The organism is Mesorhizobium sp. NPDC059054 (assembly GCF_042739215.1).
Taxonomy (GTDB): domain Bacteria; phylum Pseudomonadota; class Alphaproteobacteria; order Rhizobiales; family Rhizobiaceae; genus Mesorhizobium.
The window spans coordinates 349,280-361,241 of sequence record NZ_JBHYHV010000005.1 but is presented as its reverse complement, the minus strand read 5'-3'; the positions used below and the strand labels follow the sequence as shown (position 1 = coordinate 361,241).

Below are 11,962 nucleotides of genomic sequence, written 5' to 3'. Positions count from 1 at the left end.
CTAAAAGGGGCTGCTGAAAAGAGGCTCCGCGCCCCGGTACAACCGGCGCGCGGAGCCAAGCCGAGCCTGATTATTTCAGGTCTTCTGCCTTGATGTAGCCGGACTTGACCAGCAGCTCTTCGTAGTTCGACTTGTCGACTTCGACCGGCTTCAGGAGCACGGACGGAACCACCTTGACGCCGTTGTTGTAGGTCTTGGTGTCATTGATCTGCGAGGGCTCCTTGCCCTGCATTACCTGGTCGACCACCTCTGCGGTCACCTTGGCGAGTTCGCGGGTGTCCTTGTAGACGGTGGAATACTGTTCGCCGGCGATCATCGCCTTCACCGAAGGCACTTCGGCGTCCTGGCCGGAAATGATCGGCCATGGCTGGTCGGCCGTGCCGTAGCCGACGCCGCGCAGCGAGGAGATGATGCCGCGCGACAGACCGTCATAAGGCGCCAGCACAGCATCGACGCGGCTGCCGTCCGAATAGTTGGCCGACAGGATGTTGTCCATGCGGGCCTGGGCTACCGCCGCATCCCAGCGCAGCGTGCCGACCTTCTCCATGCCCATCTGGCCCGACTTCACGACGAGGTCGCCCTTGTCGATGAGCGGCTGCAGCACCGACATGGCGCCGTCGTAGAAGAAGAAGGCGTTGTTGTCGTCCGGCGAGCCGCCGAACAGCTCGATGTTGAACGGACCCTTCTTCTCCGGATAGCCGAGGCCCTTGAGGATCGAGTTGGCCTGCAGGACGCCCACCTGGAAATTGTCGAAGGTGGTGTAGTAGTCGACGTTGCCGCTCTGCTTGATGAGGCGGTCATAGGCGATGACCTTCACGTTCTGTTCAGCGGCTTTCTTCAGCACGTCGCTCAGTGTGGTGCCGTCGATCGAAGCAACGATCAGGGCCTTCGGCCCCTTGGTCACCATGTTCTCGATCTGCGCGAGCTGGTTCGGGATGTCGTCTTCCGCATACTGCAGATCGGCCTTGTAGCCCTTGGCTTCCAGCGCCTTCACCAGCTCGTTGCCGTCGCTGATCCAGCGCAGCGAGGACTTGGTGGGCATGGCGATGCCGACAAGGCCCTTGTCTTCGGCGTGCGCGCCGAAGGTCATGGCCGCGAAACCGATCGCCACCGTGGCGACCAACGTCTTCATGAGCTTCACTGTTCTCTCCCTAAGTTGAAGAATGCCGCGCGACGCTTTCCCGCCCGCGCAATCCCGCCGATGGCGGGTCTGTCAATCCCTGCTAACCTCCCAATCGCCTCGTGCCGCCATCAGCCGTCCTTTGGCGCCGGCTAAGGGCGCGGCAACGAGCGCGCGAAGGGTGGTTCCCTTTGACATAACTGTCAAATTCGATCTTCGCTGTTTGATATATCGAAAATGGTATATCTGTTCGGCAGTCGGGAAGGAGGAGGGGCGTATGGATAGTCAGCGGGATGGCATTGGCCGTGGAGAGGGCGCGGCACTCCTGCACAGCGGGCTCAGCCTGCGCCACATGCGCATGATCGTCGCCCTCGACGATCATGGCCGCGTCAGCGCCGCGGCCCAGGTGATGAACATCTCGCAGCCGGCCGCTTCGCGCATGATCGCCGAGATGGAGGCCATTCTCGATGTGACGCTGTGCGAACGCCTGCCGCGCGGCATCGCGATGACGCCTTACGGCAAGACGCTGGCCAGGCGGGCGCGCATCATCCTGATCGAAATGCGCGAGGCCGACCGCGAGATCGCCGAACTGAAGGCGGGCAAGGGCGGTTCGGTGTTCCTCGGCGCGGTGACGGCGCCAGCCATCGAGCTGGCCGTGCCGGCTATCCGCGAGATCCGCCGGCTTTATCCGCGCATGGAGATCACCATGCAGGTCGAGACCAGCAATGTGCTGGCGCGCGAGCTGATCGCCATGCGCCACGACTTCATCATCGCCCGTGTGCCGGACGACCTCAATCCGCGCCTGTTCGAAAGCCGCGTCATCGGCATCGAGAAGGCCTGCCTGATCGTGCGGCGCGGCCACCCGCTGATGGCAAACAAAACGGTGCGGCTCGAAGAGACCGCCGGTTATGACTGGGTGTTCCAGTCGGGCTCCTCGCCGTTGCGCCAGGCGATGGAAGCGAATTTCCTCAACCGCAACATCACCTTGCCGGAGCGCATCTTCAACACCAGTTCGCTGCTTCTGACGCTGGTGATGGTGGCGCAGTCGGATGCGGTCGCGCCTGTCTCGGTGCAGGTGGCGAAATTCATCCAGGGGCCTGAAGGCCTTGGCGGCGCGATCGACGTGCTGCCGACGGATTTCGACATCGAGGTCCGACCCTATTCGCTGATCACCATGAAGCAGCGCGTGCTCTCGCCCGCTGCCAAGATGCTCTACGACTTCATCCTGCGGGAGGTCAGCTGAGAGATCGATTTGAAACGACCTCTGCGGCGCTTGTAGATGTTCGGGCCGGGAAACCTCGTCCGCCGCCTGCCTTGCCTGTCGGCGCTCGATGCCGTAGCGATGCCTGCATGACGGCAACGCGGCACGGCACACAGGCGCTGGCGCAGAGACTTCTCTGCGTCCTCCTCGCGCTGTTCTTCTGGCAGTACGGACAGCCCGGTGGTGTCACTGTCGCCTCCGATGGCCTGCCGCAAGTATCGGTTGCCAAGCCCGACCTGAAATTCGGGTTGCCGAACAAGGCGCCGGCGCTCGCCCTGGAGAGTGCGCGGTCGATCCGCGCGAAGTTCCATGCATCGGCCTTCGATGCGATCGTGCCAGGTCCGGATGCATTGGAAGCGCCTGCGCTGTCTTCCCGCATCATCCAGTGGGCCTCGTATGACGTCGGCGGACAGAAGCCCGAGCGCCCGCAGGTTCGCGACCCGCCAGCGCCAGCGGCCTAGGCCTTCAGGGCCTGCATCCCACATTTCCGATTTTCATGCGCGCTGCTTTTCCGGCAGCTGCGCAAACACGGGCATTTCGAATGAACCGTATCATCACTCCGTACTCGCTGTTCGGCGTCGCGGTCGCGACGCTGCTTCTCACAGCCAAGCTCCTCATCTCGGTCGGCGTCATCCACTGGGTGATCGCAGCGTTGCTCGGTCTGCCGTTGTGGCCGCAACTCATCCTGGCCGGCATCCTGGCCGTTCCGACACTGATCCTGATCTGGAGGATCGTCTGGCTCTGCTATGAGGCCGAGACCAGTCCAGAGAACAACTGAAGCAACTTCCGCCCCGGTTCGCCGGGGCGGGCTTTTGTGCTACAGGCCCCACGGATGCTTCGGCGTGGGATCGCCGAGGGGGTCGTGAAGGTCATCCACTTCCGGAAAAAGTTCCTTGAGGCCCATCTGGCTCATCGCAGCCGAAGACTTTGCCTCGAGTTGCGCGGCATTCTCTCTTGCCCAGTCGACCAGGCGAGCGATTTCGGGTTCGCTTTGAGTTGCCGGCGACGCCCATTCGGCCCATTCGCGGATTTTTGCCGCTCTTTCGTAGTCCGAGATGCAGGCATCCAGAAGATTGAGACGATGCTCGTCACGTTCCTTGCGCCGCAGGGCGAGAAACCTGCGCCGCTGCAGTGCGGTTTGTTCGATCGTAAGGGACAAGGCTTCCATTGCGCGTGCTCCTGCTAAGACATGCAGGATCTAGTTCAGCAATTCTGGGTCAAGCAGCCACCCGTTTCTTGCTCGAATTTGGGAAACGCCAAGTAGATCCCTTTGCCGAACGTATGTTGCATGAAACGGGTGGGTCGTCGGATGAATTCTTGCGATGATTGCTTCCATTCAACTGAGGAGGCTGCGCAAATGATACCGTTCCTTTTGGCAATCAACAGTCATGCCGCCGCGCGTGGCGAAGGGCTGCATACCGAATTCACCAAACACTATGCGCAGTTGCTGCGAATGGCAGGGGGGCGAGCCGAAACTCAACGCTTCGTCAGGTTGCCGAAACCGACAGCGCGGCAAAGTTCCTGACGGTCAACATCGTCCGCCCGGTCAGATGCCGTGGGGCCGCCCCTTAAACAAGGCGATATGCGTTCGACGTCGGCGCTTCGACGAGGGCTACAGGTCTCGCAGTTCCGGACGCAACCTGTGCCTTTCGCTTGCGCCAGGCGGCGATGGGCAGTGCGTTGACTGGCGAGTTCTCCTGGATTTCGACAATCGCCATCTCGAAGACCGGCGAGACTTCGAAGAAGGAGCGCCCTTGGCTCAGCCGTCGGCGAGCGCTGCCGTCATGGCCATGAGCCGCACGTCGCTTGGTGTCATGGCATAGCGAAGGCGGAACTGTCGGTAGAATGTCGACGGTTCCGTGAACCCGCTTTCGAATGCGATGTCCGCAATCTTTCGCAGCGCCTGCCGGCGATCGGTCAGGCAGCCGTGGACATGGGCGAGCCTCTGATCTGTCACATAGTCGGAAAAGCTCGTGCCGTCCTCCGCGAAGAGCTGACGGATGTATCGGCTGCTGATTGCGAATTTCCGGGATATCTGTTCCGCGCTGAGCCCCGGATCATGAAGATTGCGGGCGACATATTGCTTGATCGCTGCCAAACGGGCGGCGCGCACGCCGGGCGGCATGGCGCCGCGAATGGCGCCCAGCGAGACTGCCAGCAGATCGGTCACATGCCGGGTGATCATCGGAGCCAGTGCTGCCGGCGCGTCCATCTGCTGGAGCGACCAGAGATAGTTGAAGAGCAGGCGATGGGCCGGCTGCGACCTGCCGATGCCGTCCGGAGCGACATCGTCGAGATGTTTCACCAGCGGCGCCAGCAGTGACCGCTTGAGCTGGAGCGCCATCGTCCATCTCGAATCCTCGGTCCAGATCGAGAACCTGCGGTCCATGGGCACCAGTGCAGCCGTCCCCGGCCTGGTTTCGAAATCTCCCCGGCCCGGCATGTTGAGACGATAGCCGCCCCGATTCCACGTCAGGATGATGTCGTCATTGTTGTCGTCCATGAGCTCGGGTGTCCGCTCCCACGTCATCGGAGAGACCGAACCCTTGGTGCACATCATGCCGGGCATGATCAGCGTCTTTGCATTGAACTGCAGCGACTGGTCGCGCTGCGGCTTGAGCAGCAACCGCATCTGGATGCGGCCGTAGAAATCCCGGATGAACTCGTCCCGACGCCGTTCGGGAAGATCATCCGCGCTGAACGTTGCAACACTGTCCGATTCTGGCGGCACTGCCCTGTCCCCCCTCAGGATCCGCGGGCGAAAGGTGATCGAAAGACTTCGAAGTTGCAAGAGCCGCCGCTTCGAAGTCGGCGCACAGTTCCGTCCCTGCAACAACGACTTCCGTCTCCCCGACACGGTTGCGGATTTTCTTTGCTAGCACTGCCGGAAAGCGGCGCCCCAAGCCAGGAAGTGGGGATCCTGCGGTTGTCGATCGCTGGGTGGAGCGCTGCAGGGGACACAGAGAATCATTCGAGGGTCACATATGACGCAGCCATGTCGGGGAGTGGAACCGGCGAAAGCCTTGACGGGTGCCGGTGCACGGGACCGGGCGAGCCTGCTGTTGAATGCAGCTCGCAAGACGGCCTTGCTGGCAACGAGCGCGCTTGCCGTGACAGCGCTTTCGGGCATGCCTGTTCTTGCGCAGACCGCCTGGACCGGGCCGAATTCGCCGGACTGGTTCGATCCCGGCAACTGGAGCGCCGGCGTGCCGAACAATGCAATCAATGCCGAGATCGACACGGTGGCCAACTACCTTCCGTTCATCGGGGGCGGTCCGGCTCAGGCGCTCAACACCTTCGTGGGGCTGTCAGCGCACGGTGTCTTGACCATTCAGAACGGCGGCAGCCTCGCCGACGAGCGCGGCATCATCGGCCACAACGCGAATTCGCTCGGAGGGGTTACCGTCATCGGCAATGGTGCGTCCTGGACGAATTCCGTCTACCTGATCGTCGGCAATTTCGGAGAAGGCTCCCTGTCCGTCGTCAATGGCGGCACCGTCTCCGCCAATGATGCTTATGTCGGCCTCGGGGCCAATGCCTCCGGCCTCGCGACCATTACCGGAGCCGACGCGCTGTTGACCGTCACCGGAGGCTTCGTGATCGGCAACTCCGGCTTCGGCACGGTCAACATCGACACGGGCGGCAAGGTCGTCTCGTCCGGCGCCGATATCGGCTATTTCGCGGGCTCATTGGGCACCGTCAACGTGACGGGCAACGGCTCGCTCTGGGAAAGTCTGGGCATCCTCACCGTCGGCAAGTCGGGGGAGGCGGTGGTCAACGTCCAGGACGGTGGCCAGATAAGCAGCGAACACAGCTTCTTCGCCGACGAGGCCAGCAGCACCGTCGACGCGTTCGTCGGCGGCCCGGGGGCGAAGTGGACCACGACCGGCAATTTCCTCGTCGGTGTCAGGGGCGAGGCGGATGTCGTCGTTCACGCCGGCGGCATCGTGGAAGCCACCAGCAGCGTCATCGGCTTCGACGCAGGCTCGTCCGGTCTGGTCGTCGTCACCGATGCGGGCTCGGCCTTTTCGATCACGGACGGGATCCACGTGGGCGGCGACGGCGAAGGCGGTCTCGTCGCGATTGCCGGCGGCGTGGTGCAGAGCAGTGAAGGGATGCTGGCGAGCACTCAGGCTTCGTTCGGTGGTGCGCTCGTGTCCGGCAGCGGCTCGGCCTGGCTGAACAGCGGTTCGCTCATTGTCGCCAATAGCGGCTCGGCCGAACTTTATGTCGAGGATGGCGGTCTGATGACCAGTGCCGGCGCCGAGATCGGGCGTTTCAGCGCGGGTGTTGGGAGTGTCAGCATCACCGGCGCAGGCTCAATCTGGGACAATTCGGGCGATCTCCATGTCGCCGGCGAGGGCAAGGGCGAACTGAGCATTGCCGAGGATGCCTTCGTGAAGGTGACCGGCACGACCTTCGTCGGGACGGCAGCCGGCTCTTTCGGCATCGCGAATATCGGCGCTGCCTTGGGGCAGGCACCGTTGTCTCCCGGCAAGCTTGAAACCCAAAAGGTCGCCTTTGGCCAGGGCAACGGCGCTCTCGTTTTCAACCACACGGCTACGGACTACCTCTTCGCACCGGCGATCGAAGGCGCGGGCACGATCGCGGTGTTGTCGGGCAGCACAACCCTCAGCGCCGACTCGAGCGGTTTCACGGGCCAGGCGATCATCGACGGCGGCGCTACCCTTGTCGTGAACGGCAGGCTGGGCGGCACGCTCCATGTGCTCGCCGCTGCCCGGCTCATGGGTTCAGGCACGGTCGGTTCGACCACGATCGCCGCTGGAGGCACCGTCGCCCCCGGCAATTCCATCGGCACGTTGAATGTTGCGGGCGGCGTGACCTTCGGCGCGGGGAGCATCTACGAGGTGGAAGTCGATCCGGCAGGAACGGGCGCGGACTTGATCCACGCCACCGGCAAGGCAACCCTCAACGGCGGAACGGTCAGGCATGTGGGTCTTGGTGGCACCTACAAGCCTTTCGCGACCTATGAGATCCTCGCCGCCGACGGCGGTGTTTCCGGGACCTTCGCCGGCGTGGCTTCGGATTTCGCCTTTCTCGATCCGCAGCTGACTTACGATCCGGACAGCGTCTTCCTCACCCTTGTGCGTAACGACACCTCCTTTTGCGGGATCGGGGTGACCCCGAACCAGTGTGCGACGGGCGACGGCGTGGAAAGTCTGGGAGCGGGCAGTCAGCTCTATGACTGTGTGGTCATGCTGGACGAAGGCACCGCGCGCAATGCGTTCGATCAGCTTTCCGGCGAGATCCATGCCTCGGTCGGTGGCGCCCTTCTCGAAGACAGCCGCTTCGTCCGCGACGCGGCCACCGCCCGGATCCGCGCCTCGTTCAAGGATAGCAGCCCCGTCCTGTCGCGACATGGCCTTGGCGAAGGAGTGGGCACGCTGGCCGCTGTCGGCGTGGAACAGCCGGCCGCTTGGGTCCATGCCTTCGGCGCATGGGGACAGATTGACGGCGACGGGAATGCGGCTGCGCTGGATCGCAACATGGGCGGCGTGCTGATCGGTGCCGATGCGACCGCGTTCGAGAACTGGCGCCTCGGCGTGCTTGCCGGCTACAGCCGTTCCACCTTCGATGTCGACGCCCGCGCCTCGTCGGCCTCTGCAAACAGCTACAGCCTTGGGCTCTATGGCGGCAGACAATGGGGTGCGCTCGGCCTGAGAGCGGGAGCCGTCTATAGCTGGCACTCGATCGAAACCAGCCGCTCCGTCGCCTTTCCGGGTTTTGCCGACCAACTCTCCGCGGACTATGACGCGGCGACGGCCCAGGCCTTCGGCGAGCTTGGTTACGAGATCGATCGCGGGCCCATTGCCTTCGAACCTTTTGCCGGCGTCGCCCATGTGAATGTCCATACCGACGGCTTCAATGAAAAGGGCGGGGCAGCCGCCCTGAGGAGCTCCAGCTCCAATGCCGATGTCACCTTCACCACTCTTGGCCTGCGGGCTTCGACCGTGTTCGGGCTCGGCGGGATAGAGGCCACGGCCCGGGGCATGCTCGGTTGGCGCCATGCATTTGGTGACGACACACCGGCATCCACCTTCGCCTTTGCAGGAAGCGATGCCTTCGCAATCGCGGGAGTTCCGATTGCCAGGGACGCCGCCGCCGTCGAGGCGGGGCTCGACTTCGCCCTATCGTCGTCAGCTACTTTGAGCGTATCATACAACGGTCAGTTCGGATCGGCCCTGAGCGATCATAGCGCGAAGGCCAACTTGGCGGTCAGGTTCTAGGCGATGGCGGAACAGAGCTCCCTCTCCCCGCAACTGGAAACGGAACAGGCAAGCCTCGTCGTTCGGCGCGTCGCCACCATCGCATTGCTGGCGGTGCTGCTGGGATTCGCCATGCAAGGCCTGATCCTTGGCGCCAAGCTGCTCGCAGGCGGTCCCTTTCCGGGAACGAAGCTCTTCGTCGACCTGACGCAAGGGGTCACATGGTCCCTGCTCGTCTGCGCCGGCGTCGGGATCGGGACCTCGATCATGAAGATCCGGGCGGCGCTGGCCGGGTTGGTCGCTGCGCTGTTTGCGCCGATCGCCTTGGCGGTCGCGAAATCCGTCCAGAAGGTGATGGCCAGCGCCATCGGAGTTGTCGATCAGCCGGCTGCGCTGTCGCTGGTCACCATCAGCGCGATGAGGGCGGTGGAGTACGGCATCCTGGGCTGGGTATTGGCTTCACTGGTGCAGAAGGAAGTGAAGAGCGCTTCCGCCTATCTCGGCGCGGGCTCCACCGTGGGTATCGTCTTCGGAGGAGCGATCGCGGCGCTGGGTTATCATGCGGCGAGCCTCGGCGGACAGAGCCCGGCCAGCGCCCAGGTTGCAGCCAGCCTGGTCAACGAGATCGTCTCGCCGATCGGGTGCGCCCTGGTAATCTATTGCGGTCAATTGGTCGGCCGCAATGTCAGCATGCTTTCTGGCCGCGGCTAAGGGCCAGCCTTGCATCAGACGCGCGGCATGTGCCTTATGCCTGGAGGGCATCTTCCACGACCCGCGCCAAATGCCGCTGGTACGAATAGCCGGAGGAGACAGCCAGGCGCGTCAGGTGCAGCTCATGTTCCTGCAATTTGTTCGCGATAAGCAGGGCTACGACCGCAGCGCGGGCATCGCCGTCCGAAGCCGCTATGAGTTCATCGGCCGCGTTGTCGATCTCGAGACGTGCATCATCGTTCGGTATTTTCGCCGCTTCGGTCATGGTCGTGTTCCAATTGTCTCCGGAGCGGTTCACCATTTCATGGAACGGCGACCCGCTCTAACTCTTTGCTTTGACGCAATTCCGGACGGAAACCGCTGCGCTGGAATTGCTCTAGGCGGCCTTGCGGGTGCGTAAATCGATTTCGCTGTTGGCCGCAACGGGCAGGGTGTTGGCAGGCGAGCCTTCCTTGATCTCGACAACCGTCATCTCGAAAACGGGCGAGACTTCGAAGAAGGATCGGTTCTTGCTCAGCACGAGGATCGCGGCTTCTTCCGCATCGATCCAGGCCAAGGCGTTCCTGGCGTCTTCGTCCGTATAGTCCGGATCATCTTCAACGCAGCCACGGTCATCCCAGCCTTCAAGCTGGCAACGTCCTTCCATCCCTTTCAACGGATGTATCTTTTTGCGAATGAAGACGGCTTCTGCTGCTCTCAACGCGCTTTGGAGTTCTTCCCCGGTCGCGTCATCCATCCTGATCTTGAGAACCCACATTCCAGCCTCCTGCGGCTTCGATGAAGACAGTGAACAAAATAAGAACAAAAATGTCAACCGGAGTCTTGACGGCGTAGGAAAATGATCCTTTTCATGTGTCGGCAGGGTTGGAGGGGCGGATGAAGAATTGGGCGGCGTTGACGGTGCTGACATTGACGACCTTGGCGGGTTGCCAATCCAAATCACCTGCGGAAATGAACTATTCCGAACTCAGGCAATACGGCACCTCCCTGACAGAGCGATGCAGGAAGCAGGGTGTCAAACGCGATGCCGAGATGCAGGCCTGCATAAACCAGGAAGCGCTCTCGGATCACGCAAAGCGTCAACAGGTGAATGAAACGAGGCAGGCAATAGGCATGGCGATGGCCGGCATGGGCCAAGGCATGCAAGCCGCTGCCCAACAGGCAGCCAACCGCCCGGTGACGTGCAGCTCTGTTCCCTCGAGCACATGGGTCGGTGGCCCTGTCAGCCAGGTCAGGACAAGCTGCTACTGATCCGTGAGCGGATCGAGGAACACGACGCGCGGGCTGAAATTGCAAAACTGCAGTCGAGATGGGAACTGGCCTAGTGAAGGATCCTGTCCGGTTCGACGGGGCGGCTTTCTCCTTGGGCCTCGACCCGGAACAGCTTCCGGCACCACACCAGAAAGAGACCGTACGGCCGGCCGGAGAGCGCGGAGATTACGAGGATGCTGCTCGCGGCTGAAACGATCTGCGAAGCCGTCGCGCCGTTGATGGCAAGAAGCGCGCAGTAGATCGGAATCTGGAAAGTGACGTTGGCAAAGGTGTCGACGGCGGTGGCCTTCAACTGGCTCGAATTGCCGGCTGTCAGCCTGAAAAGCCAATCGCGGTAGAGGCCGTAGGGGCGGCCGACGAACAGTATGACGGGGATTGCGGCCAGGCGTACGCTGGCGCTCTGCCCGAGCGACAGCCCCGCCACGAAAATTTCAACGAATGCGCCGACGATCGTGGAAAACACGATCTGCGCGAAGGTATCTGCGAAATATCTGCGCATGGCCAATTCATGGAGCTTCGGCCACACAGTGTCGGAACCGTCCGGCCTGCGCAATCGAGGACTCCGGCAGCTATCCACGGCGAGCGGTGATGATCCACGCCCGCGAGTCGAACAGCACGCCCTCGGGCGTCAAACGCGCCTCGAGCAGATCGCGCAGCCGCCGCGATACCGTGGCGGCTGGCTCGGCCGCGTGGGCAAGCGCGTCCTTCACCATCTGGAAGCCGTTGATGGCCTCGAACGCCGCATCGACATCCCGTCCATAGAAGACCGGCTCATGCACGTCGGCGAAGTCGACTGATGTGAAACCGGCCGCACCCAGAAGATCCGTCGCGACGGCAGGATCGCCAAGTGAAAATGCCATCGGGACATCGCCGGACGGCATGCTCCCCGGGACGAGCGCTTGCCGGATGGCCCCCGACCACTCGTTGCGCTCCTGGCTCTGCCACACCATCCACACGAGACGCGCGCCGGGCTTCATCGCCCGCGCGATATTGGCGAATGCCGCCGCCGGATCGGCAAAGAACATCACGCCGAAGCGGCTGATGCACAGATCGAAGCTGGCAGCCGGGTATGGGTGTGACTGTGCGTCCGCCAGCGCGAACGTCACGTTGCGCAGCCCGTCTTCGGCGCAACGCCGTCGGGCGATTTCCAGCAGCTCGGCCGACGTATCCACGCCGAGCACTTCGCCTTCCACCGCGGCGCGGGCGGCCTCGCGGCTTGTCAGTCCTGCACCGCAACCGATATCGAGCACCCGGTCATTAATCCTGACATTGGCAACGACCCGGAGATGCCGGTTGTGCCGGGCGAGTTCGGCATCATAAAAGTCGGCGAAGGCCGAAGTCATTCCACTCACCTGTTTTATCCGAGGCAAT

The 11,962-nt window shown here is 62.6% G+C and carries 13 protein-coding genes; 6 read left to right on the top strand and 7 right to left on the bottom strand.

Translation table 11 applies throughout. The features are described 5' to 3' along the window. Nucleotides 1-70 precede the first annotated feature (70 nt). A complete protein-coding gene (gene chvE / locus ACFWXH_RS22680) occupies nucleotides 71-1,132 on the bottom strand; it encodes a multiple monosaccharide ABC transporter substrate-binding protein (RefSeq protein WP_379123826.1) in 1,062 nt (353 codons plus the stop codon). 265 nt (nucleotides 1,133-1,397) lie between these two features. On the opposite strand from chvE, the gene ACFWXH_RS22675 reads away from it, so the two are divergent. From ACFWXH_RS22675 to ACFWXH_RS22665, 3 genes are all read left to right on the top strand, one after another. Continuing rightward, the gene (locus ACFWXH_RS22675; RefSeq protein ID WP_379123590.1) at nucleotides 1,398-2,363 is read left to right on the top strand and encodes a LysR family transcriptional regulator; all 966 of its coding nucleotides are present in this window, start codon (nucleotides 1,398-1,400) and stop codon (nucleotides 2,361-2,363) included. Nucleotides 2,364-2,470: 107 nt separating this feature from the next. Next, entirely contained in the window at nucleotides 2,471-2,842 is a 372-nt protein-coding gene (locus ACFWXH_RS22670; protein WP_379123589.1) for a hypothetical protein, read from the top strand. An 80-nt stretch (nucleotides 2,843-2,922) separates the two neighbouring features. Then, the gene (locus ACFWXH_RS22665; RefSeq protein ID WP_054308637.1) at nucleotides 2,923-3,159 is read left to right on the top strand and encodes a hypothetical protein; all 237 of its coding nucleotides are present in this window, start codon (nucleotides 2,923-2,925) and stop codon (nucleotides 3,157-3,159) included. Nucleotides 3,160-3,198: 39 nt separating this feature from the next. Here ACFWXH_RS22665 and ACFWXH_RS22660 read toward each other — a convergent pair whose 3' ends face one another. Together ACFWXH_RS22660 and ACFWXH_RS22655 are read right to left on the bottom strand one after the other, a co-directional pair. Then, the gene (locus tag ACFWXH_RS22660; protein ID WP_379123588.1) at nucleotides 3,199-3,549 is read right to left on the bottom strand and encodes a hypothetical protein; all 351 of its coding nucleotides are present in this window, start codon (nucleotides 3,547-3,549) and stop codon (nucleotides 3,199-3,201) included. Nucleotides 3,550-4,140: 591 nt separating this feature from the next. Continuing rightward, the gene (locus tag ACFWXH_RS22655; RefSeq protein WP_379123587.1) at nucleotides 4,141-5,112 is read right to left on the bottom strand and encodes a helix-turn-helix transcriptional regulator; all 972 of its coding nucleotides are present in this window, start codon (nucleotides 5,110-5,112) and stop codon (nucleotides 4,141-4,143) included. Between the two features lie 253 nt (nucleotides 5,113-5,365). On the opposite strand from ACFWXH_RS22655, the gene ACFWXH_RS22650 reads away from it, so the two are divergent. Together ACFWXH_RS22650 and ACFWXH_RS22645 are read left to right on the top strand one after the other, a co-directional pair. Then, a complete protein-coding gene (locus ACFWXH_RS22650) occupies nucleotides 5,366-8,629 on the top strand; it encodes an autotransporter domain-containing protein (RefSeq protein ID WP_379123586.1) in 3,264 nt (1,087 codons plus the stop codon). Nucleotides 8,630-8,632: 3 nt separating this feature from the next. Continuing rightward, nucleotides 8,633-9,319, top strand: a complete 687-nt coding sequence (locus ACFWXH_RS22645; RefSeq protein ID WP_379123585.1) for a hypothetical protein — start codon at nucleotides 8,633-8,635, stop codon at nucleotides 9,317-9,319. 34 nt (nucleotides 9,320-9,353) lie between these two features. On the opposite strand, the gene ACFWXH_RS22640 is transcribed toward ACFWXH_RS22645, so the two are convergent. Next, nucleotides 9,354-9,584 (bottom strand): hypothetical protein, encoded by a 231-nt coding sequence (locus ACFWXH_RS22640; RefSeq protein WP_379123584.1) that lies wholly within the window; start codon nucleotides 9,582-9,584, stop codon nucleotides 9,354-9,356. Between the two features lie 111 nt (nucleotides 9,585-9,695). Continuing rightward, a complete protein-coding gene (locus ACFWXH_RS22635) occupies nucleotides 9,696-10,055 on the bottom strand; it encodes a hypothetical protein (RefSeq protein ID WP_379123582.1) in 360 nt (119 codons plus the stop codon). A gap of 140 nt (nucleotides 10,056-10,195) precedes the next feature. On the opposite strand from ACFWXH_RS22635, the gene ACFWXH_RS22630 reads away from it, so the two are divergent. Further along, nucleotides 10,196-10,570 carry a hypothetical protein gene (locus tag ACFWXH_RS22630; RefSeq protein WP_379123581.1) on the top strand — a complete coding sequence of 125 codons (375 nt, stop codon included), beginning with the start codon at nucleotides 10,196-10,198 and terminating at the stop codon, nucleotides 10,568-10,570. A gap of 70 nt (nucleotides 10,571-10,640) precedes the next feature. On the opposite strand, the gene alaE is transcribed toward ACFWXH_RS22630, so the two are convergent. Both alaE and ACFWXH_RS22620 read right to left on the bottom strand, forming a co-directional pair. Continuing rightward, nucleotides 10,641-11,090: an L-alanine exporter AlaE gene (alaE, locus tag ACFWXH_RS22625; protein WP_379123580.1), complete on the bottom strand. Its 450-nt coding sequence runs from the start codon at nucleotides 11,088-11,090 to the stop codon at nucleotides 10,641-10,643. A gap of 70 nt (nucleotides 11,091-11,160) precedes the next feature. After that, complete coding sequence (locus tag ACFWXH_RS22620) at nucleotides 11,161-11,934, bottom strand: class I SAM-dependent methyltransferase (protein WP_379123579.1); 774 nt, start codon at nucleotides 11,932-11,934, stop codon at nucleotides 11,161-11,163. Between the last annotated feature and the right edge of the window lie 28 nt (nucleotides 11,935-11,962).

Bases quoted from the DNA above. Each gene is read 5' to 3' on its own strand.
- chvE (WP_379123826.1), bottom strand. From the start codon at position 1,132: ATGAAGACGTTGGTCGCCACGGTGGCGATCGGTTTCGCGGCCATGACC.
- ACFWXH_RS22675 (WP_379123590.1), top strand. From the start codon at position 1,398: ATGGATAGTCAGCGGGATGGCATTGGCCGTGGAGAGGGCGCGGCACTC.
- ACFWXH_RS22670 (WP_379123589.1), top strand. From the start codon at position 2,471: ATGACGGCAACGCGGCACGGCACACAGGCGCTGGCGCAGAGACTTCTC.
- ACFWXH_RS22665 (WP_054308637.1), top strand. From the start codon at position 2,923: ATGAACCGTATCATCACTCCGTACTCGCTGTTCGGCGTCGCGGTCGCG.
- ACFWXH_RS22660 (WP_379123588.1), bottom strand. From the start codon at position 3,549: ATGGAAGCCTTGTCCCTTACGATCGAACAAACCGCACTGCAGCGGCGC.
- ACFWXH_RS22650 (WP_379123586.1), top strand. From the start codon at position 5,366: ATGACGCAGCCATGTCGGGGAGTGGAACCGGCGAAAGCCTTGACGGGT.
- ACFWXH_RS22645 (WP_379123585.1), top strand. From the start codon at position 8,633: ATGGCGGAACAGAGCTCCCTCTCCCCGCAACTGGAAACGGAACAGGCA.
- ACFWXH_RS22640 (WP_379123584.1), bottom strand. From the start codon at position 9,584: ATGACCGAAGCGGCGAAAATACCGAACGATGATGCACGTCTCGAGATC.
- ACFWXH_RS22635 (WP_379123582.1), bottom strand. From the start codon at position 10,055: ATGGATGACGCGACCGGGGAAGAACTCCAAAGCGCGTTGAGAGCAGCA.
- ACFWXH_RS22630 (WP_379123581.1), top strand. From the start codon at position 10,196: ATGAAGAATTGGGCGGCGTTGACGGTGCTGACATTGACGACCTTGGCG.
- alaE (WP_379123580.1), bottom strand. From the start codon at position 11,090: ATGCGCAGATATTTCGCAGATACCTTCGCGCAGATCGTGTTTTCCACG.
- ACFWXH_RS22620 (WP_379123579.1), bottom strand. From the start codon at position 11,934: ATGACTTCGGCCTTCGCCGACTTTTATGATGCCGAACTCGCCCGGCAC.